The 22,051-nt window shown below is 37.5% G+C and carries 13 protein-coding genes; 8 read left to right on the top strand and 5 right to left on the bottom strand.

The features are described 5' to 3' along the window. Positions 1-5 precede the first annotated feature (5 nt). From ACFILU_RS03375 to ACFILU_RS03345, 7 genes are all read left to right on the top strand, one after another. Positions 6-1,985 carry a heme lyase CcmF/NrfE family subunit gene (locus ACFILU_RS03375; RefSeq protein ID WP_375674749.1) on the top strand — a complete coding sequence of 660 codons (1,980 nt, stop codon included), beginning with the start codon at positions 6-8 and terminating at the stop codon, positions 1,983-1,985. 1 nt (position 1,986) lies between these two features. Next, positions 1,987-2,397: a cytochrome c-type biogenesis protein CcmH gene (locus ACFILU_RS03370; RefSeq protein WP_375654403.1), complete on the top strand. Its 411-nt coding sequence runs from the start codon at positions 1,987-1,989 to the stop codon at positions 2,395-2,397. Positions 2,398-2,611: 214 nt separating this feature from the next. After that, positions 2,612-4,123 (top strand): Do family serine endopeptidase, encoded by a 1,512-nt coding sequence (locus tag ACFILU_RS03365; protein WP_273791551.1) that lies wholly within the window; start codon positions 2,612-2,614, stop codon positions 4,121-4,123. Positions 4,124-4,196: 73 nt separating this feature from the next. Continuing rightward, positions 4,197-4,883, top strand: coding sequence for a response regulator transcription factor (locus tag ACFILU_RS03360; RefSeq protein ID WP_273791552.1), 687 nt, complete (start codon positions 4,197-4,199; stop codon positions 4,881-4,883). Beyond that, positions 4,880-6,262, top strand: coding sequence for a HAMP domain-containing sensor histidine kinase (locus ACFILU_RS03355; RefSeq protein ID WP_273791553.1), 1,383 nt, complete (start codon positions 4,880-4,882; stop codon positions 6,260-6,262). The genes ACFILU_RS03360 and ACFILU_RS03355 overlap by 4 nt, the downstream gene beginning before the upstream one ends. A gap of 77 nt (positions 6,263-6,339) precedes the next feature. Further along, entirely contained in the window at positions 6,340-9,285 is a 2,946-nt protein-coding gene (locus ACFILU_RS03350) for a bifunctional [glutamine synthetase] adenylyltransferase/[glutamine synthetase]-adenylyl-L-tyrosine phosphorylase (RefSeq protein WP_375674748.1), read from the top strand. 443 nt (positions 9,286-9,728) lie between these two features. Next, on the top strand, positions 9,729-10,553 hold the full coding sequence (locus ACFILU_RS03345; RefSeq protein ID WP_273791555.1) for an outer membrane protein: 825 nt from the start codon (positions 9,729-9,731) through the stop codon (positions 10,551-10,553). Positions 10,554-11,926: 1,373 nt separating this feature from the next. Here the strand turns inward: ACFILU_RS03345 and ACFILU_RS03340 are convergent. The 5 genes from ACFILU_RS03340 to ACFILU_RS03320 form a co-directional block, all read right to left on the bottom strand. Further along, positions 11,927-12,811, bottom strand: coding sequence for a metallophosphoesterase (locus ACFILU_RS03340; RefSeq protein ID WP_273791248.1), 885 nt, complete (start codon positions 12,809-12,811; stop codon positions 11,927-11,929). Positions 12,812-13,390: 579 nt separating this feature from the next. After that, positions 13,391-15,487, bottom strand: coding sequence for a glutamine amidotransferase (locus ACFILU_RS03335; RefSeq protein ID WP_375674746.1), 2,097 nt, complete (start codon positions 15,485-15,487; stop codon positions 13,391-13,393). After that, positions 15,484-18,282 (bottom strand): DUF4159 domain-containing protein, encoded by a 2,799-nt coding sequence (locus tag ACFILU_RS03330; RefSeq protein WP_375660537.1) that lies wholly within the window; start codon positions 18,280-18,282, stop codon positions 15,484-15,486. Before ACFILU_RS03330 ends, ACFILU_RS03335 begins: the two co-directional genes overlap by 4 nt. Continuing rightward, positions 18,279-19,190, bottom strand: a complete 912-nt coding sequence (locus ACFILU_RS03325; RefSeq protein WP_375674744.1) for a DUF58 domain-containing protein — start codon at positions 19,188-19,190, stop codon at positions 18,279-18,281. Before ACFILU_RS03325 ends, ACFILU_RS03330 begins: the two co-directional genes overlap by 4 nt. Beyond that, positions 19,191-20,222: an AAA family ATPase gene (locus ACFILU_RS03320; RefSeq protein WP_375660135.1), complete on the bottom strand. Its 1,032-nt coding sequence runs from the start codon at positions 20,220-20,222 to the stop codon at positions 19,191-19,193. A gap of 245 nt (positions 20,223-20,467) precedes the next feature. On the opposite strand from ACFILU_RS03320, the gene ACFILU_RS03315 reads away from it, so the two are divergent. After that, entirely contained in the window at positions 20,468-21,721 is a 1,254-nt protein-coding gene (locus tag ACFILU_RS03315) for a CCA tRNA nucleotidyltransferase (protein WP_273791243.1), read from the top strand. Positions 21,722-22,051: the final 330 nt, after the last annotated feature.

Here is a 22,051-nt window from a genome sequence, read left to right as displayed (position 1 = left end):
CGATTGTGCTTGTCGAACTGGGTCATATTTTTTTAGCTGCAGCATTTTCAGTAAGCTTATTAGGGGCGTTTTTACCTGCTTTAGGTTTTTGGTGGAGAGAGCGTTTGTTAATGCAAACAGCTGTTCCTCTAACATATATCACTTTTACATTACTACTTTTATCTTTTTTAGTGATAATTTATGCTTATGTCGTATCTGATTTTTCTGTTTTGAACGTTGTTGAGAATTCTCATTCAGAAAAACCGATGCTCTATAAAATTACAGGTGTTTGGGGAAATCACGAAGGCTCTATGTTGTTATGGGTTTTAAGTCTTGCTTTTTTTAGCGCATTGATGGCTTTTTTTAGCCAACATTTGCCAGAAGATTTTAAGACGCTTGTTTTAATTTGCCAAAGTTGGATTACAACTTCTTTTCTTTTATTTATTCTTTTTGTATCCAATCCATTTTTACGCGTGAATCCACCAGCATTGCAGGGAAATGGTCTCAATCCTCTTTTACAAGATATCGCATTAGCAATTCATCCACCGCTACTTTATTTAGGTTATGTTGGTTTTTCACTTTGTTTTTCTTTTGCCGTTGCGGCATTGATTATGGGACATGTTGATAGAATTTGGGCGCGTGGGATTCGTCCGTGGCTTTTACTTTCTTGGTGTTTTTTGACATTGGGTATTATGGTTGGCTCCTATTGGGCTTATTATGAGCTAGGATGGGGCGGCTATTGGTTTTGGGATCCTGTTGAAAATGTTTCGTTTATGCCTTGGCTTTCAGGAACGGCTCTTTTACATTCTGCTCTTGTTCTCGAAAAACGAGAAATATTGAAAAGTTGGACTTTGTTTTTAGCGCTGCTTACTTTTTCCCTTTCTCTGATGGGAACTTTTCTTGTGCGTTCTGGGCTTTTAATTTCTGTTCATAGTTTTGCTGTTGATCCAGCACGGGGGCAGGCAATGCTTGCGCTTTTCTTTTTTTTTACAGGAGCGGCTTTTTTTCTTTTTGCTTTGCGCACCCCTATTTTAAAAACAGAAAGATTTTTTCAACCAATTTCACGTGAAGGGTTTATTGTTTTAAATAATTTGTTATTTACAACAATAACAGCAACAGTATTGATTGGTACGCTTTATCCTTATTTTATTGAGATATTAACTGGGCAAAAAATTTCTGTAGGGTCTGCTTTTTTTAACATTACTTGTGGACCGCTAATGGTTTTGCTGTTGTTGTTTGTTCCGTTTGGGACAATGATGGCATGGAAACGCGGTGATTTTCTTGCAGTTTTTGAACGGTTATGGTTTGTTTTTGTATTCGTTGGTATCGTCTGTTTTATAATATTCTATGCGGCATCTGTGCGTGATATTTTTGCAGTTTTAGGGATTGGGCTTTCAGCGTTTGTTTTTTTAGGCAGTTTAGCGGATCTATGGGGAAAGAGTGGATATGGCAAGAGAGCTTTTTCAGTACGCGTTAAGAGATTTCTTGGATTGCCATGGTCTACTTTTGGTGCAGCAATAGCACATATGGGATTAGGCGTTACACTATTTGGTATTGTTTGTGTGGCAAGTTTTGGGCAAGAACGTATTTTAATCTTGAACATAGGGGATAGGGTGACGATAGCGGATAAAACGCTTCATTTTGATGCAGTGTATGATGGTGTTGGTTCGAATTATTCGACAATGGAGTTTTATTTTAAAATATATGAAAATAAAAACATTGTGGGTCATGTAACAGCCTCAAAGCGATTTTACTCAAGTCAAAATACATCAACAACAGAAGTTGGTCTGAAAAATCATGGCTTATCGCAGCTATATATTGTACCGGGACATGTCGATAATCGGAGTCTTGTTGTGCACGTATGGTGGAAGCCTTATGTAATATGTATTTGGTTAGGGGCATTCATGATGGCTATGGGGGGATGTCTTTCTCTTCTGGGGTATTGGTTTCGCATTGGCATGTACAATAGGGTAGTGCTTGCTTTAAATTTTTGGAAAAGACATTGAGATGAAAAAAATTCTTTGGATTGTATTTTTTTTAATTGCAACGTTTCCTTTTCAATTAGCAATAGCAGTAGAGCCGGATGAGATTTTAAAGGATAAGATTCTTGAAGCGCGAGCACGCCATATTTCATCGCATTTACGTTGTCCGGTTTGTCAAAATCAATCAATTGATGATTCAGATGCTGCTTTAGCACGTGATTTACGGCTTTTAATTCGGGAAAGGCTAAAAATGGGCTATAGTAATCAGCAAGTCACTGACTTTCTTGTTGAGCGATATGGTGAATTTATTCTCTTGAAGCCACCATTGAATAAAATAACTTGGTTTTTATGGTTCTCGCCTTTGATCATTATTATCATTGGCATAAGTATCATATTTTTCCACTTCAAACGGAATAATCATGCGTTATGTGAATGAAAAAGAACAGTCAAAAATGTCATTGCATTAAAAAAGATGTTACATAAAAGAAATCAGATCATTTGCAATGAGCATACAATCTTATTGTAATTATATTAGGGAATACTGAAACCTTACAAAACTTTAATAATTTAGACAGAAAACGGTAAGGTCTGGTATTTTATAAGTGGTCGGAATTGGAATAAAGGTATGATTGAATAGGAGCATAGAGTAAATGGTTAAAAAGGCTTTCTTTAAAACATTTGTCGCAGTGAGTTTTTCTGCGATATTGGAAAGTGCACTGTTTTTTAGTGGATGTACATCAAGCTTGTGGATGACAAAGGCTCATGCAAGTTCTGTATTTACTTCGTTAATGCAACAACAGGGATTTGCCGATATTGTTGCTCAAGTGAAACCAGCCGTTGTAGCAGTACAAGTAAAGAGCAATAAAAAGAAAGAAGATAGGTTCTTTAGCAACTTTTTTAGTGGTCCAGGACTTGATCAATTACCAGATCAGCATCCTTTAAAAAGATTTTTTAAAGAGTTTTATGATTTTGATAAACCTAAAAATAAATTTCCGCACCAATCGCAGAGACTCCGTCCTGTTGCTTTTGGATCGGGTTTTTTTATTTCATCTGATGGTTACATTGTGACCAATGATCATGTGATTTCTGATGGAACAAGTTATACTGTTGTTCTTGATGATGGTACAGAATTGAATGCAAAGCTCATTGGGAAAGACCCCAAAACCGACCTTGCCGTACTAAAAGTGAATGATAAAAGAAAATTTTCCTATGTTGATTTTGGTGATGATTCAAAGCTTCGTGTTGGGGATTGGGTTGTTGCCATTGGGAATCCATTTGGTCTTGGTGGAACTGTGACAGCAGGTATTGTTTCTGCACGTGGACGTGATATTGGCACTGGTGTGTACGATGATTTTATTCAGATTGATGCTGCTGTTAATAGAGGAAACTCTGGTGGTCCAACGTTTGATCTTAATGGAAAGGTTGTTGGGGTTAATACAGCAATTTTTTCTCCTTCTGGAGGAAATGTTGGGATTGCTTTTGCTATTCCGGCTGCGACTGTAAAACAGGTTGTACAACAACTTATTGAAAAAGGTTCAGTTCAACGTGGTTGGTTAGGTGTTCAGATTCAGCCGGTAACAAAGGAGATTTCCGATTCAATAGGTTTGAAAGAAGCCAAAGGTGCTTTGGTTACTGATCCGTTAAAAGGACCGGCAGAAAAGGCTGGTATTAAAGCGGGTGATGTAATTATTTCAGTGAATAATGAAAAAATTGCTGATGCGCGTGAGCTGGCGAAACGTATTGCAAATATTAAACCAGGAGAAATGGTAACCATAGGGATTTGGAGATCAGGTAAGGAGGAGAGCATCAAGGTTAAACTCGCTTCAATGTCTGAAGATGAAAGTAAGAAAGAGACTTCAAAATATTCAAATGGACAGAGTGATTTAGATGAAACATTGGAAGATTATGGTCTGATTGTTATGCCTTCTGATGATGGTGTAGGGGTTGTTGTAACGGATGTCGATACCGATTCAGATGCTGCAGATAAAGGGATACGCCCTGGTGATGTCATTGTGACAGTAAATAATAAACCGGTTAAACGAGTCTCTGATATTATTAACACAATCAAAAATGCTCAGCAGTTAGGACGAAAGGCTATACTCTTACAAGTGCGGACAAATGATCAAAATCGTTTTGTTGCTCTTCCAATTTTCAAAAAGTAAGGCTTTAGTTTGTAGGACAAATGTTTATTAAATATTTGTCCTACAACATAATAAAATAATGGAGATACGTTTTATGAAGATACTCGTTATTGAAGATGATCATGAGACGGGGCATTATCTCGAAAAAGCTTTTTTGGAAGTAGGGCATTCCGTTGATGTTGCTTATGATGGGGATACGGGATATGCTTTAGCAACCACGGAAAATTATGACGTTATGGTTGTTGACCGAATGCTTTTACATCGTGATGGTCTTTCTATTATTGCTGAATTGCGCGCTAAAGGCAATGAAACACCGGTTCTTATCCTGTCTGCTTTAGGGCAAGTTAATGATCGTGTAACGGGGCTGCGTGCAGGGGGAGATGATTATTTGACAAAGCCTTATGCTTTTTCTGAACTTCTTGCGCGTGTTGAAGTTTTACAACGGCGGAAAAATCCTAAAGAAGCAGAGACTGTTTACTGTGTAGGTAATCTTGAGCTTGATCGGTTAGCACATACGGTAAAACGGGGTGATAGAAACATTCTATTGCAACCACGAGAGTTTCGTTTACTTGAATATTTGATGCGTTATGCGGGGCAGGTTGTTACACGCACTATGCTTTTGGAAAATGTTTGGAATTACCATTTTGATCCACAAACGAATGTCATTGATGTCCATATCTCCCGTTTGAGAGCCAAAATTGAAAAAGATTTTGATGTTCCCCTTCTCCATACAGTGCGTGGAGCTGGATATATGCTAAAAGTACCAGATAACAAAGCATGAATCGTTTGATTAATATAATGCGCACGACGGCGCTAAGGCTTTCAGCACTTTACATTTTATTGTTTGGATTGGTGGCAACAGGACTTTCTATTTATATGACGGCATTTTCTGCTTCATTGTTAACAGAGCAAACTGAACAGGCTTTACATGAAGAATTAAAGTATATTGAAAATGCTTATAATTATGGGGGATTATCCTTATTAATGCGCACTATTGATTATCGTTCAAGACAACCAGGAGCATTTCTTTATCTTGTTACAGATTCTATGGGGCGTATTTTAGCAGGAAATGTAGCACGTATTGAATTAGGTCTTTTGAATCAGAGTGGTTTTATTTCTACCTCTTTTTTGTATTCCCGTTTTGGAGAACATGGCAAAACAAGTGAACATCGCGCTTTGGCGGTTATTGTTGATTTGCCTAATGCTATGAAGATTCTTATAGGACGTGATTTGGATGAGCCAGAACGTTTTGCAGTGGTTATTCGTAAAGCTGTGATCATTGCACTTGCTGCAATGGTTGGAGGCGCTTTACTCATATGGTTTTTTGTTGGCAGGAGAGCTTTACAAAGGATTGATCATGTAACGGCTGCATCACAGCGCTTGATGGATGGTGACTTCAGTGGGCGTTTACCTGTCTCTGGAGTAGGGGATGAGTTTGATCGATTGTCAACCAATCTTAATGTTATGTTAGACCGCATTGAAGAGTTAAATATTGGTTTACGTCAAGTATCAGATAATATTGCTCATGACCTGAAAACGCCGTTAACGCGTCTTAGAAATCGTGCTGAAGAAGCGCTTTCAGGAAATAAGACAAAGCTTGAATATCGTCAGGTCCTTGATAGGGTTATTGCAGAATCAGATCAACTTATTTGTACGTTCAATGCAATTTTAATGATTTCACGTATTGAGGCCAGCAGTGCAATTGAGCATCTTGAAATGATGAATATGAAACTGATCCTTGAGGATGCTGTTGAGATTTACGAACCTTTTGCTGAAGAGTCAGGTGTTTTACTTCGGTTGGGGAATATATTTGATAAAGAGCTTAAGTTGAATCGTGAGCTTGTTGCACAATCAATTTTTAATCTTATAGATAATGCCATTAAATATGCCTCTAAAGGTGAAAGGAAAGCGGAGGTTTGCTTATCAATGGAATATCGTGATGAACATTTATTAGTTGTTGTGAGCGATAATGGACCAGGAATAGCAGAGGATAAACGTGAAAAAGTGACAGAACGATTTGTTCGTCTTGAAGAAAGCCGCACACAACCTGGGTTTGGGATTGGGTTAAGTATAGCAAAAGCAGTTATGAAGCTTCACGGGGGTGAATTGTTACTTGAAAATGCAAATCCAGGGCTTAGGGCTGTTTTGTTATTTCCTTAAAGATATTTTTCTTCACTTTTCTCTTTTCATACGTAACAACTATTTTAAAAGTATAAAGCAGTAGAAAGGAAAGCAAAATGCTTTTCAAGGGAGCGCAGACGAAACAAGCTTTTTTAAAAACACAGCTTCTCCCTTTATGCCCTCTCGATAAAAGTGGTTCCCAATGGTTAAAAGACATGGAAGAACAAGCAAGGAAAGAAGGTTTAGAATCGCTTATTTCCATCATTTCAGAGAGTGGAACGCAGATTGATTTTATCAGTTCGGTTATGACCTTATCTCCTTTTTTGCGTGAGGTTTTAATTGCCAATCCATCATATCTTAGTGCTTTATTAAATGTTGATATAGAAACAAGGCTGAGCGAAATTATAGATGATATTACGGCTATTGATAAGGATGAAACTATAAATGACACTTCATTGATGGCTGCTTTAAGGCGCAAAAAACGAGAAGCGCATGTTCTCATTGCTTTAGCTGATTTGGGAGGTGTTTTTACTTACGAAGTTTCATGTGCTTGGTTGACACGTTTGGGCGAAGCAGCATTAAGTGTAGCACTACGTTTTCTATTAAGAGAAGCGCATGATCATGGTAAGATCAATTTATTAAGCCGTGAGAATCCAGAAAAAGACTGTGGTTTAATTATTTTAGGGATGGGAAAGTTAGGAGCAGGGGAACTTAATTATTCTTCTGATATTGATCTTATTGTTTTCATTGATGAAACATCACCTCATATTGGTAATCTTTCTGAAAGTGTTGACGTATTTTCTAAAATGGTACGCCGATTAATCCGTATCATTCAAGAACGCACTGCGGAAGGATATGTTTTTCGTCTTGATTTTCGTCTTCGTCCAGATCCAGGTTCAACCCCTTTGGCCTTACCAGTAAGGACTGCATTGCGTTATTACGAAGGGCGTGGGCAAAATTGGGAACGAGCAGCCATGATTAAAGCACGTCCAGTTGCTGGTGATAAGAGGGCAGGTTTTAACTTTCTCAAAGAGCTGTTTCCCTATGTGTGGCGGAAATATTTAGATTACGCTGCTATTGCTGATATTCATTCGATCAAACGTCAAATTCATGCGCATAAAAATTACGGTCAAATTGCAGCTTATGGGCATAATATAAAGTTAGGTCGTGGTGGTATTCGTGAGATTGAGTTTTTTGTTCAGACACAGCAACTCATTGCTGGTGGACGTTTTCCTCAATTACGTGGACGTCAGACAGTTGCAATGTTAGCAGAACTTCACACGCTTGGTTGGATCAGTGAGAAAACGAGAAATAGCCTTATAAAAAGTTATGCTTTTCTTCGAAATGTGGAACATCGTATTCAAATGCTTTTCGATGAACAAACACATCTTCTTCCAAATGATACTGCTCAATTCACAAGTGTTGCCTATTTAATGGGTTATCAAGACAGTAGCAGTTTTATCCGTGATTTATTAAAAACACTTCAGGTTGTTGAAAAACATTATGCAGCACTGTTTGAGAATGAGCAAGAACTTGGTTTAGAAATTGGTAATTTAGTTTTTACCGGTGAAGAAGATGATCCGGAGACATTAATAACGTTAAGCCGTTTAGGCTTCGAAAGAGCAAGTGATATTTGTCGTATTATGCGCACGCTCCATTTTGGTCGTTATAAAGCAACGCAATCAGCCGAAGCACGCGAGAGATTAACGGAATTAACACCAGCTCTTTTGAAAGCTTTTGGTGGGACAAAACGAGCTGATGAGGCGATGTTGCGTTTTGATGGTTTTTTACAGGGCTTACCTTCAGGAATTCAGCTTTTTAGTCTTTTGCAATCTAATCCCTCTCTTTTGGATATGCTTGTCCTTATTATGGGTGCTGCTCCACGTCTTGCAGAAATTATTACACGCAGATCCCACGTTTTTGATGGAATGTTAGACCCAAATATTCTTTCAGAATTACCAACAAAAACGTATTTAGAAAAACGGCTTGAATATTTTCTTGAAAATGTTCTTTCTTATGAGGAGATTCTTGACCATTTAAGGATTTTTGCAGATGAACAACGTTTTTTGATTGGTATTCGAATTTTGAATGGTGCAATTACAGGAGAAAGAGCGGGTTTTGCTTTTACTGCGCTTGCTGATCTTATGATTACAAAAACATTTGCTACCGTTCAAGAGGAATTTTCTCGTCTTCATGGTCGTATTAAAGGGGGGCGTGTTGGCATATTGGGTATGGGGAAACTTGGAAGTCGTGAATTAACAGCAGATTCCGATGTTGACCTCGTTTTGCTTTATGAACATGATGATGATGCAGAAATATCTGATGGAGAAAAGCCTCTTTATATTTCTCAATATTATACGCGTTTAGCACAGCGCCTCGTTTCTGCTTTATCCACTCTTACAAGCCAAGGTGTTCTTTATGTCGTTGATTTAAGGTTACGGCCGTTAGGCAATAAAGGACCTATTGCTGTTTCTTTTCCATTTTTTAAAAAGTATTATCGCCAAGAAGCATGGATATGGGAATATCTTGCTTTAACAAGGGCTCGAGGCATTGCAGGAGATCCTGATTTTTTACAAAAGCTAGAAAATGAAGTGTGTGCAATTATTGCTATTTCTCGTGATAAGAAGGAAGTTGCAAAAGAAGTGTGTGAAATGCGTTCCTTGATTGCAAAAGAAAAGCCGCCAAAAAATCAATGGGATTTAAAAACGATGTCTGGTGGCATTATGGATTTGGAGTTTATTGCTCAATTTTCTCTTATTACGCATGTCATTGAGTTTCAAATTGGAGCGACGACAGCGGATATTTTAGATCACTTACCAAACAGTTTTCTTAATCAGTCATGTATTGCTGATTTACATTATGCCTATCGTCTTTATACAAATTTGAGTCAAATTATACGGCTTTGTTTAAATGATTCTCTTGATCCCAATGACATGCCACCTGGATTAAGTGACCTTTTGTTAAATAGTGTTGGGGAACCTGATTTGCTTCGTGTTGAAAAATTAATTGCAGAAACTGGGCAATTGGTCTGTTCAGTTTTTACAAAAATCATGAAACATTAAAATAATTCTATAAGAATAATAAAAATTATTAATTCCATTTTTATATATTAATTTTTGTCTTTTATTTCATTACACGCTTGAGAGGGTTAGAGTGAAGTTCTCTAGTGATTTTTCAAGTGTGATGAAAAAACTTCTCTGTTAAATGTGCTATTCTAGGTATTATTCTTTATACAAAAAGCGATGAGTGACTAGTTTAGTGAATGATATGCTTTATGAGCCTTATCTCATTCTTTTCAAAAAATTGATATTATAATTATTTATATAATTCTGGATAATAATGATCAATATGAAGCTATAAAAGCTACTATAGATTAATAGTTTTAGGAAATTATAAATAATATTTTAATTTTTCAACTGTGTCATTTTTGCTATAGATTTTTTGAAAAAAGTGTGAAACGATTTATTATTATTTATGTATCACATTAGCTTTTAGGGGAGCAATTATGATTACAAAGTATTTAGCCTCAACATCTATATTTTCTTTAATTTCAATTTCTGTAGTACAGGCGTCGGATATCGCTATTCCTGAACAGCCTGTTCCTGTTATTGCAGCGCCTGCTTTTTCTTGGACAGGATTTTATCTTGGAGGACAGATTGGTAACTTTTCAGGTAAAACAACTGCAAGTTATTTAAAAGATGAGACAAGGATATGGAATCCAATTGGAAAGGAGAATTTACCTAAACTTTCTGGTTTTATAGGGGGAGTTTATGCAGGTTCCAATATTGATATCGATAATAGTTTTATTATAGGTATTGATACGGATATTATGTGGTCTGGTAAAAAGGATTCTAAAGATGTCGATCTACCGGAAAAAAGTCCAACTGAAGAAAAACCACAACCTACAGAAGAAAAAAGTCTAACAAGAGATTTGCATGAGAATGATTCAACAAGGCGTATTAAAGCTGTACGTCATACCTTAAAACAAAAATGGGCTGGTGCTACACGGGTGAGAGTTGGTTTTGCGATTGAGCGTATGATGCCTTATATTTCCGGAGGGGTTGCTTATACGCAGCTTCAGAATATTTTTGGGTTAGTTACTGATAGCAAAAATGGAGAAGTTGATTTTTCTGATTGGTTGCATGATGAAAAAAAGACCATGATTGGTTACACCCTTGGAGGTGGTATTGATTTTGCAATGACTGATAATGTTATTGTGCGTGCAGAATATCGTTATTCAGATTTTGGCAAAAAGAAGTTCATACAGGATAAATTTGAAATGGGCTACAAAACAAATGATTTCCGTGTGGGTGTAGCTTATAAATTTTAATTTTTTGCAGAATTAAACAATTCAAAAGTCTCATTTTCGAATGAGGCTTTTATTTTTCAGATATGCGCTGGAAAATATTCTTCACTCAAAAGAGCTACTATTTTATTCGAACAATACGTTGATTTATAAATATAATTTACTTTTTGTCATGTTGAGTGAGAGATCCAAGGATCATAAGATTTTCTCATTTTAAACCTATACCATGTTGACCAATCAAAACCGCGTCTTTTGTACGTCAAAAGGAGGGAGAGCAGTGAGATAAAAAACATTAAAGAAAGAATAAAAATGCCTCTTATGAATCATCTTAAGTGCCAAAAGCTGTCGCTACATTGGGGATTGGCAAAGTGTGAGATTTGATATTAGCTTGCTTTTCCATAAACGTAAAGATGGTGATGCTAAATGGACTTATCATTACATCATTCATAGGTGCCGTCGGGAAATGAGTTTGGGTGCTGTAAAAGATGCTTTTTTAAACCAACACATGAATTGGCAACTTAATGGCGTTTTGTTTTATTTGAAAGACCTCTGATACAATCGACTTTTCTGTTTTGCGTTATCGTAAAATATTTTATTTAATAACAAAAAGATCGCAAAAAAATTCTAAAGCACATAAAATTACATCCGCAATATAACTCAATAATAATAAAAATTCATATTATAATTTTTATTTATAGGAAAAAATAGATAGCAAATTAGGAATTTATCGAGACATAAAAAACATTATTACCTATATCTGTTATCGAAATATAATCTATTATTTTTTATATTTTTTTCAATATACGATAATAAATGTCGAGTGAAATAGTAAGGGATTATTTCAAATCTATTTACGATAAATCAATCAACATTATTTGTTTATAAATCACAAATAGGTTGGGTTATTGAAATTATATACTTTAGTTATTATTTGGCTTTTTTAGTCATCTATTTTCAGGTATAGAAGCTGAATGAGCTTCTCTATTATTCTATAAAATATCATCATTGTAATATTATAAGGATTTTACGCATTAGATGCTTTTGGAGGAGTGTATGATGAAATTTAAAGCAGGGTTTATGTGTAGAGCTTTGTGAAGTAAATCACATGCGCAATTAGCAGCTGGAACCCATGCGACAAGAATCCGGATTATTTATAAATCAGATGGGGTAGAATTTTCGTCCTTTAGGGCGGGAAGGAAGAAAACCAATAAGTTTGTAAAAAGCTCGTTACATAAGTGGGGCAGCAGATGGAATTCTCTGAGAAAAATTGATCTATTAACAGAGAAGGTGAAACTTTGTCTTTTAAGGAGAAAAAGGGAAATAAGAATTATGATTTCCAAAGGGATGTGAAATAAAAATATTTTCGTTTTTGGTTGTTTTGGCAACTATGAAGGTGTTTAAAGATTAATTGTTTCAGTACATGCAATCTCGTTTTTGGGGTTGATAATGCTATAACGTTGTAATTGGCAATGCCATTGATTTTGTAAGCGTTCAATGGAAAATAAATTAAAGCCTGCGGGTGGTTTTTTATCACCAAAAGCTTGTGATGCGGAAGGAACACCAACAATAGGAATTTTTTTAATTGGTCCTTCAATGTAATTCAATGTGGGTAAATGAGTATGTCCGTGAAGAATAAGTTCACAACCGTGATATTTGATAACGTTTAGAAAACGTTTTATATCCCGTAGTTTTTTATGCCAAGATGTTGCATTGGGAAAGGGGGGATGGTGAATCATGACGACACGAAAAAGGTTGCGCTGTGCTGCTTCTTTTAAAAAGAGCGGTAAAGTTTGCGCTTGCATTTTACCAAAATAACCAGAAGCTTGAAAAGGCAGTGTCGCAATGGCTGAAGAAGCTGCTATGATGGCAACATCTTTGCGAATGCGCATATAAGGAAAGGCATTTTTTTGAGGGATGTCACCTGTGATCCAAGGTTTAAAGAGAGTGCATGCTTTTTGGAAAGCGCCGCGGACATAGGCATCGTGATTTCCAAATGTCAAAGAAATATCTTGAGGTTGTCCTAAGTTAAGTAGCCAACGATGCGCTTGTTCAAATTCCTTATCGAGAGCAAGATTGACAAGATCACCAGAGATCACAAGGTGATCAGGTTTTGTTTTGTTCAAGGCATCTATTAAAGTTTCTAGGACATCTGTTGCCATCTGACTCTTACGTTTTTTTTGCCAATTCAGATAACCGGTAAGACGTTTCCCAGAAAGTTCGAAGAGGGAAGGTTGCGGGAGAGGTGAAAGATGTACATCCGATATATGGGCAAGATAAAACATAAAAGCTCGTAGAGTATTAAAAACGATTTAAAGAATAAACATAAGATAAGTTAGTGCTTAAAGGCAAGAAAGATTGTAAAATAAAAATTAGCTTGCAAAAAAGAACGCCTCAAGCGGAATATCCCCAATAGAATATCATTGTGTTGTACATTCACATATTTGTAAAAAAAAACATTTCTCAATGCGTTTGAGCTAATTTCACGACCGGTATTCGATGCTATAATAGAAAGCTTCTGTGAAGTATATAGGGCTTACTGTACACTACCATCTCTACGCTTATACAAGGTGCAAATAAAAACCATCATACTATTTTCCTCCAATTTTATGAAAATCCTTGCTTTAAGAGGATTCATAAGAGGTATTTCATTCTTTTCTTCGATGGTTTCTATCCATACAGCATCTCTTCTAATAATACGCAAGAGAATGTTTTTTATTTTTTTAATATGAGGATATTTGAAATAAGGAGAATTATACTGTATTTTTAGTTATAAATCAATACGTTATCTAATTATAAAAGACAAGTAAATACGTAAAAAGATAAGCTGAATTTTAAAACTATTATACGAAATCTCAAACCTTTTAACGTCCTTCATAATACCACATGCTGCTCAACAGTAAAAGGCAAGCAAGCAATGCAAAAAAAACAGAAAATATCGAAAAATAAAAGGTATTGATTAAACGGGTTTCTGTTGCTTCTTTCAGAACAATTGAATGTGCTGGGGAAGAGGACGGACTTGTTTTTGATTGAATCAGCTTGAATGGAGGAAGATGAATGTTTTTTTTTCCCTCAGGGTGTAAACGTCCGATGTAGCCGCCTGTGTGCTTAATAATGGGGGCTAGTTTTTCTTGTGTTGAAGTCAAGTCAAACAACTCAAGATTATCGAGCATCCCTACAGAAGAAAGTATTGTTAAATCGCCATTTTTAATGGTAAAAATTCCTGTCTCATCAGTGGTCACAGTTGCAGTAAAAAGGCCTTCTTGCTCTTTGGTCAGAGTAATATTTTCTTTTTTTCCAGAGGGAAAGATTATTTCAGCGGGTTCTGGATGGTCTTTTAGAGTTTGGCGGCGAATTGTTAAATGATGATGGCTGCTGGTCGCACTTAATTTTTCTTCTTCAAGTTCTGGTTCTTTCATGAGCCAATGAGCAATTCGTCGATAAAGAGCAGCATAAGGACCGCCGCCTTCGAAACCTCGAGCCCAAAGCCAACTTTCATCAGAAAGCAACATGCCTACACGTCCTTTATCAACATGCGAGAGAAGTAAAAGTGGTTGCTCATCGGCTCCTTTCATGAGGGCGATTCCGTTATTTATGTTTTGAATAGCAATTTGTCTCAACCATTGCCCCCATTGAGAAGCTGGAAGGTTAAGTGTTGCAAGACCTCTTGTGACAGGATGGCGCTCACCTTCTTTGGTTAATGTGGGGCGAAAAGGTTTTTCAATAATAGTTCCATTAGGTAATGCCGGTAAAATGCTTATTAAAGGTGTTTTCGCAAGTGAGTTTTTTTGGGCAAATTCAGGTCCTGTTACCATCAACAATGCCCCCCCCTTTTGTACATATTGGGCGATATAATCATAATAGATTAAGGGGAGAACAGTAGAGTGCTGGTAGCCATCAAGGATGATGAGATCAAAGTTATTAATTTCTTCAACAAAGAGTTTTCTTGTGGGAAAGACCACTAAGGATAATTGGCTTGAGGGCGTATTATCTGCTTTGGTGGGAGGACGCAAAATAGTAAAGTGAACAAGATCAATATTGGAGTCACCTTTCAAAAGGTCTCGCCATGTCCGTTCTCCATTATAAGGAGCACCTGAAATAAGAAGAACGCGTAAATTTTCTCTGATTCCTTCAATAATTGTTATGGCGCGGTTGTTTTCAAAGCTTAGTTCACCTTTGTGTGGATCGGTTATAACTTGGATAATATTTTTTTCAGCATGAGGAAGGGTAATTTCAGTTTGAAAAATCACGCCAGGAGTCACAGAATAATGGCCAATGTCTTGTCCATTGACGCTTAATGTAATATTTGCTTTCTGTGGTATTGTTTTTTTGGTGGGGCCTTTATCTTCTACCAAAATGGAGAGCGTTTGTGGTTTGTTGACAAGGGCAAATCGTGGAGGAGAGATAAACTTAATTTGGCGATCAAATTCATCTGAGTGCCCTGTAATCAGGGCATTGAGAGGGGCTTCATGATGAAGGTCTGATAGGTCAGGAATGTCATGCACTTGTCCATCGGTGATAAAAATGGTTCCTGCATAACGAGAGAGCGGTACATCAGATACTGCTTGTGTTAAAGCCTCAAACAAATTCGTTGAGGGCGCATACTGATTATCAGCAAGTTTTCCAGCTTCAATAAAGCGTGGTTCAAATTGTGGATAATGCGCCAATGCTTGAGTTAATTGCGCGCGCGCTTCATCACTGTCGTTTGTACGTGTTCCAAATGTTTGGCTTTTGCTGCGGTCAATAACAATTCCCACTGTGCTTTTCAGTGGTTCGCGCTGTTCTTTTATGATCATTGGATTGAGCAAAGCAAGGATGAGGGCGCTTAATGCCATCAGACGAAATAAAGAACCTTGCCGTTGCGTAACAAGACCAACAACGACAAAAAGAATCGATATTCCACTTAAGAACAGAATCCAAATGAGTGGTAAAAAAGGCTGAAAAGTGAAAAATGATATCATTGCCTTCTTTCTCTTTTAAAGCGTTCCAAGAGTGCTGGAACATGAACTTGATCCGCTTTATAGTTTCCTGTAAGAACATAAAGGACAATATTTAAACCTGCACGAAATGCCCATAGACGTTGCATGGGATCATTGGGAACAAGGGGATATTTCCATGTCCCTTTTTCATCGAGTGCCCAAGCACCGGCAAAGTTATTGGCAGTAATGAGAAGAGAACTTACATTATCGCCGCTGGCAAGAGAATTTTTATTTTTTTTGTTTGTTGAGGAGGATTCAATCCATAAAGGTGAACCACGGTAGAGACCAGGAAAATCTGGCATAATATAAAAAGAACGTGCAACAACATGATCTGTTGATGCTGGCTCAATGGATGGAATATTTAACTCTTTTAAGATATCTCGTAATCTTTGCGTTTCTGGAGTGGCATCTCCTTCAAGATTAAGATTGCTCTTTATCTGATCGCGCGTGTCAAATAAAATTGTTCCCCCATGTTTCATAAAGTTATTTATTTTTTCAAGGCTTTTGGGGGTTGGTATAGGACTTTTAATATCAATTGGCCAGTAAATAAGAGGATAAAAAGAGAGCTCATCTTTATCGAGATCAAGTGCTGTAACAGAGCCGAGGGTAAGCATTGTGCGCTCTGCGATAAATTGACTTAACGCTTCTAGACCACTTTTACTCGTTGTATCAATTTCATGATTATTGGTTATAACATAGGCAAGATGTGTTGCGCCGGCAGCTTGTACACTATCATGATGGTTTTCTTTCGTTTGTGCATGAAGAGTTGGATCATATGAAAACAAGGCAATAAGACTTATAAAGGGGAGGAGAAACATATTACGCCGTTTCATGAAAGAAAAAATATCGCCCATCCATAAAATGAGAAAATTGTCAAAGGCGAATAATAAGATGGCTAATCCTAAAAGTGGACCAATAAGATTTTTTTCTTTTGTATCGTAAGATAAAGGGCTTTTATTAAGAGAAGTTGGCAATGATGATTGTTTCATCAAGTGCGACGAATGAGTTAAGAGATTGAGTGCATAAAAATTGTTTTTGACACCATAAAGTCCTGGGGGAGTATGGTAGGAAGGATGGGGTGGATTTTGAGAGTCAAAGATCAAAGGAACAACATCAGAGGGTGGTACTTGTAATTGTCCGTCAACGGCTATAGTTCGCCAAGGGCTTTGTACCACTGTTCTTTTTTCTCTGTGTGTTAGGTTTGTGTTTTCGTTAGACCCTAATGTGATTAATTTTTGCAGCATTTGTGCAAAAAAGCCAGAAAGAGGAAGATTAGACCATGTTGGGTCAGGAGCAACATGAATAAGAATGAGGGTTCCTTTACCACGTTTTGCTGCGGTAATAAGAGGAGTTCCATCTGAAAGGCTAAGCCACGTTTTTTCAAAAAGATCTGGGGTTGGTTCTGCGAGGATTTGGCGCGAGACAGTGACATCTTTTGGAAAAGGAAGATCAAAGAAAAAGCTATTTTTTGCAAAAGGGGCAAGCTTTTGTGGTTTTGTCCAAGACATAATACTTCCAAGGGAACGTTGACCTGGGCGTAGTGGTATCGGAAGAAGGTTATCGTAATGTTCTGCGCCACTGAGTTTTTCTCCTGCAAAGCGGATGAGTGTCCCCCCTTTATTCACAAAATCAGAAAGTTTTTTTTCTGCTTTTGGGGGTATGTTAACAATGTCACCCATAATCAAAACAGATGGATTTTGTTTAAGCAAATGATCAATATCCGTTGAAAGTTCTCTTCCACCGGCTGTTATAAGCTGTGTATGACCTTGTAAGGCTTTGATAATGTAATAAAATGGAGCAAGTAAAGGCTGTGCCATTTCATTGGTATCTGGTGAGAGAAGAGCAACACGGCTTATCCTGTTATGGCTGTCTACCAAGAAGGTTGCAGCAGCATGGTTTTGATTGTTTATTTTTATCCAAGCGATATCATTGCGTAGTTCAAGTGGTACATTAAAAGGAACAAGTGCTGTTGTTTCTCCTTCAGAGAAATTGTTCGTAAATTGACCGAGAAGTTGATTATTTGAATCGTAGAGGCTGAGTATAGCGGGAGTGTTGCTGTGTGTTGTTGAGCGGATAATACGCGCGCCCATGTTTCCATTGTTATTTTCTATGGATGTTATGCCGGTTAAATCGGAAATATCAGTCAAATACCACAAGAAGTTTCTAGGTTTTAATTCTTCAAGATGAGCAAAAGCTTGCTCATCTTCATTTGTTCGTAATCCATCACTTAAATAAGCAATATCAAGAGGTTTTCCTTTGGTTATTTCGCTGAGTTTTTTGAAGGCATGCACACGGTTGACAGGCCAAGGACGCGGTTGCAAATGCATTAAATGCTGTTTTATAATCTTGGCTGGTTGGGGCTCTATATTGGAGATATCATTTTCAGCCGTTGCAACAAGATAAATATTTTTTTGCTGTTTTTCTGCCTGTGCAAGAAGCATTTCAGTGATAGAGATGCGCTTTTTCCATTCTTTTACAGAAGCCCAACCATTATCAATAATGAGTGCAAGGGGTTGAGATCCAGAAAAGCTGATTGGTTTTTGATTCCAAGTGGGGCGTGCTAGAGCTATGATAACAAGTGCCGCTATGGTTAAACGCAACAAGAGCAACCACCAAGGTGTATGTTTTGCTGTTTCTTGTTGATGAGTTGGTTTGGGTAAGAAGCGAAAAGGGGGAAAAAGCTCTTTGCGCGGAGATGGAGGAGTTATCCGCAACAGCCACCAAATGACCGGTAGGAACAAAAGCCCTAGTAACAGAAAGGGAGCAGCAAAACTCAAAGTGCCCTCCTTTTTTGCAATGGAGAGTCGCTCATTGTATTTGCAAGATGAAAAATGGTCTCTGTTAAAGGTTGATCCGTTGTACTAACGTGATAAGACCATCCTTGGCGTGCGCAAAAATTTACCAATTCTTGTCGCCTTGCGTGATATAGTTTACAATAGCTCTTACGAAGATCTTCTGCTTTAGTGGAAACATGTTTCTCTTTCGTTTCAGGATCCAAAAATTCTGTGTGACTTGTGTAGGGAAAGCTTTCTTCTGCGGGATCAGAAATTTCAATTAAATGAGCTGTCACCTGTTTTGTAGTTAAAACGGTTAAATGTTGGATGATTTTTTCAGGATAGTCGAGAAAATCACTCATTATAACGACATGTGAAAAGCGTGTAATCGTTGAAAAATCCGGAAATGAATTTTCATCTGAATGATTTTCTAAAGCAAAGGCTATTCGTTCTACGACATTGGATGTCATTGTGGGAGACATTAAGTTGGGAATAGCAATAAGTTCGCCACTGCGTGCAAGAAGGGATGCCAAGGTAAGGGTAAGAATAATGGCATGATTACCTTTAGAGATTTTAGAAAAGCGCGAACAGTAATGCATTGATGCGCTCTGATCAGGACAAAGCCAAACGGTTTGTGTCATTTGCCATTCGTTTTCGCGCAGATACGTATTTTCATCACGCGCTGAGCGACGCCAATCAATGCGGGTAATGGATTCTCCTTCCATATAGGGACGAAATTGCCAAAAGTTTTCCCCATTACCGCTTTTACGTTGTCTGTGCCATCCGGTTATCAGTGTATTAGCGATATGACGCGCTTGCAAAAGGAAATATGGCATTTTGCCAGTATCCTTATGCAGTTCATTTGCCAGCGACAATGGAGGCTTTTGTAAAACTTTTTTGCCAAGTGCCATTCAAAGAGCATCTTTCACAAGGTTATTGATAATATCTTTTACGGTTATATCTTCAGCACGGGCAGAAAAATTAAGAGCCATGCGGTGTTGTAATACGGGATAGGCTAATGCTTCAACATCATCAAGTGAAGGGGCTAAGCGTCCATAATAAAGAGCACGGGCGCGAACACAAAGTGAAAGGGCTTGTGATGCCCGTGGACCAGGTCCCCAAGAAACATAAGTATTAGCAAGGCTATTGTCTTTATGAGGGCGAGATGAGCGGACAATTTTTAAAATAGCTTCAATCACATTTTCTGAAAGAGGCATTTTGCGAACGATATTTTGAATTTTTTGCAATTTTTTGCCGGATAAAATTGGTTTTGCATTTGATTTTTTTTCTTTTGTTGTTTCTAAAATAATCCGTCGCTCTGTTGTGAGGTCAGGATAGTCAATATCGATTTGCATCAAAAAGCGATCCAGTTGTGCTTCAGGAAGTGGGTATGTCCCTTCTTGTTCGAGAGGGTTTTGCGTTGCAAGAACATGAAAAGGTTGTGGCAAATCATAACGGGTACCTGCAACAGTGACATGATATTCTTGCATAGCTTGTAAAAGGGCTGACTGTGTCCGTGGGGAAGCACGATTGATTTCATCGGCCATGAGAAGTTGCGTAAAAATAGGACCTTGAATGTATCGAAAAGAACGTTTACCGTCTTTATCGGAATCCATAATTTCAGAACCAATAATATCCGATGGCATTAAGTCAGGAGTGAATTGGATGCGTTTTTCATCAAGTCCTAAGACTGTTCCCAATGTTTCAACAAGACGTGTTTTTGCAAGTCCTGGAGCACCGACAAGAAGGGCGTGACCACCAGCAAAAATAGCGATTAAAGCATATTCGATTACCTGATTTTGCCCAAAAATAACTTTGTCAATTTCTTGTTGTAAAATATCCAATTCTTTGTGTGTCGTATCAATATCATCAATAATGACTTGAGCCTCATGATTGATATTGACCTTTTTTATAGAATTGGATGATGGATCATGTTGACTCATATTTCTTCCTTAAGGCGTTTGTCGCAAAAATGGTAATTTTCTCTGCATGATAATGGATATCTTATTGTTTGTAACAGAAAATGAGAAGAAATGAAGTATCATATGCCGTTTTTTTTCATATTCGTATAGAAGAGAAAAGTTTCTTTGGAAGAATAGACGTGCTTTATAAGGGATGTCTTAAAAATTTTGTTTTATGAAGAGAGTTCTTTAAAGCAGTGAAGACAACTTTTTTGAAAGGTTAAAGGGTGAATATAAGACAGAACTTCAAACAGGTTGCGTGGTTACAACAAAGTGATATTCAAACACTTCTTCGTGTTTTGTCTGAGGAGGGGGAAGAGGCGCGTATTGTAGGGGGAGCAGTGCGCAATCAACTGCTAGGGCAGCCTATTAGTGATATTGATATTGCAACAACCTGTTTGCCGCAACAGGTTATTGCACGTGTAGAAGAAGCAGGATTTAAAGCTATTCCTACAGGGATTGCTTTTGGTACAATAACAGTAATTGCTCATTCATGTTCTTATGAGGTTACAACGCTTCGCTGCGATATTGAAACAGATGGTCGTCATGCAAAAGTGGCATTTGGTCGTGATTGGAAAAAAGATGCTGAACGGCGGGATTTTACGATAAATGCACTTTATTGTGATGCTGCTGGAAACCTTTATGATGATGTGGGAGGTTTGAGTGATATTGCTAGCCGAACAGTTCGTTTTATTGGGGTTGCAGAAGATCGTATTTGCGAAGATTATTTGCGTATTTTACGGTTTTTTCGCTTTTTTGCGTGGTATGGAGCAGGGCGACCTGATGTGCAAGGATTGAAGGCATGTGTTCGTTTAAAACACGGTTTAAAAAAACTTTCTTCTGAACGTATTTGGGCAGAAATGAAAAAGCTTCTTGCGGCGTTTGATCCAACGCGTGCTCTTTTATGGATGCGACAAAGCAGAGTTTTGGCACTCATTTTTCCTGAAACAGAACGATGGGGCATTGATGCAATTCACGCATTGGTGAAGACAGAACAGACTCTTGGTTGGAAAGTTGATCCATTATTACGGCTAGAAAGCCTTCTTCCTCCTGACCCCATACGTCTTCATGAAATGGCACAGCGCTTGCATTTTTCCCATAAAGAAAGAACGCGATTAAAAGAATGGGCAGAGTTAGAAATAATAAACCAAAACTGTTCTGATCATTTTGTGCAAAAACTGATTTATTTTCATGGACGACAGCCAGTTTTAGATCAATTATCGTTGTCTGTCGCTGCATCACATCTTGATCATCTGGAAAAAAGTGATGCTTTGCAAAAAGCAGAGGGTTATGTCAAGCTTCATCAACTTGCCAAAAAATGGCAGATTCCAACTTTTCCTATTAATGGTAACGATTTAATAAAGAAAGGTTTTACGAAAGGTGTACTTTTAGGAAAAAAGCTTAAAGAGCTAGAAATGATATGGGTTGAAAACGGATTTTTAATGGATCGTCATGCACTATTAGAAAAAATTGATTTATAATATATCTGTTTACAAACCCACTGTTGTTTATATTTTTTAAGTCAACATATTAATTTATAATAGTAATTTTTCATGTGAAACAAGAGCTCCAAATATTGTAAGGTTATTTCAAATCTGTTCATATTACATCAATCAAAATTATTGCCTTAGACGTCACAAGTGAGGAAAAATGATTACAGAGAGGAAAATGTCTCTTATGAACCATCTCAAAGATAAGGATTCTCGAAAATGAGAACGAATAAAGAGAATAGTGATAGCGGTTTGCACTTTGTATGAGCATGAAGAGGGGGATGTCTAATGAATTTTTACTAGGAGGAGTATTTAATCATT

The organism is Bartonella sp. CL100XZDX (genome assembly GCF_042195375.1).
GTDB lineage: Bacteria > Pseudomonadota > Alphaproteobacteria > Rhizobiales > Rhizobiaceae > Bartonella.
Note: the sequence above shows the minus strand (reverse complement) of the source record. Positions and strands in the feature narration are given on the sequence as shown.

Excerpts from the sequence above, each read along its gene's own strand:
- ACFILU_RS03370 (WP_375654403.1), top strand. The coding sequence starts at position 1,987 with ATGAAAAAAATTCTTTGGATTGTATTTTTTTTAATTGCAACGTTTCCT.
- ACFILU_RS03365 (WP_273791551.1), top strand. The coding sequence starts at position 2,612 with ATGGTTAAAAAGGCTTTCTTTAAAACATTTGTCGCAGTGAGTTTTTCT.
- ACFILU_RS03360 (WP_273791552.1), top strand. The coding sequence starts at position 4,197 with ATGAAGATACTCGTTATTGAAGATGATCATGAGACGGGGCATTATCTC.
- ACFILU_RS03355 (WP_273791553.1), top strand. The coding sequence starts at position 4,880 with ATGAATCGTTTGATTAATATAATGCGCACGACGGCGCTAAGGCTTTCA.
- ACFILU_RS03350 (WP_375674748.1), top strand. The coding sequence starts at position 6,340 with ATGCTTTTCAAGGGAGCGCAGACGAAACAAGCTTTTTTAAAAACACAG.
- ACFILU_RS03345 (WP_273791555.1), top strand. The coding sequence starts at position 9,729 with ATGATTACAAAGTATTTAGCCTCAACATCTATATTTTCTTTAATTTCA.
- ACFILU_RS03340 (WP_273791248.1), bottom strand. The coding sequence starts at position 12,811 with ATGTTTTATCTTGCCCATATATCGGATGTACATCTTTCACCTCTCCCG.
- ACFILU_RS03335 (WP_375674746.1), bottom strand. The coding sequence starts at position 15,487 with ATGATATCATTTTTCACTTTTCAGCCTTTTTTACCACTCATTTGGATT.
- ACFILU_RS03325 (WP_375674744.1), bottom strand. The coding sequence starts at position 19,190 with ATGGCACTTGGCAAAAAAGTTTTACAAAAGCCTCCATTGTCGCTGGCA.
- ACFILU_RS03320 (WP_375660135.1), bottom strand. The coding sequence starts at position 20,222 with ATGAGTCAACATGATCCATCATCCAATTCTATAAAAAAGGTCAATATC.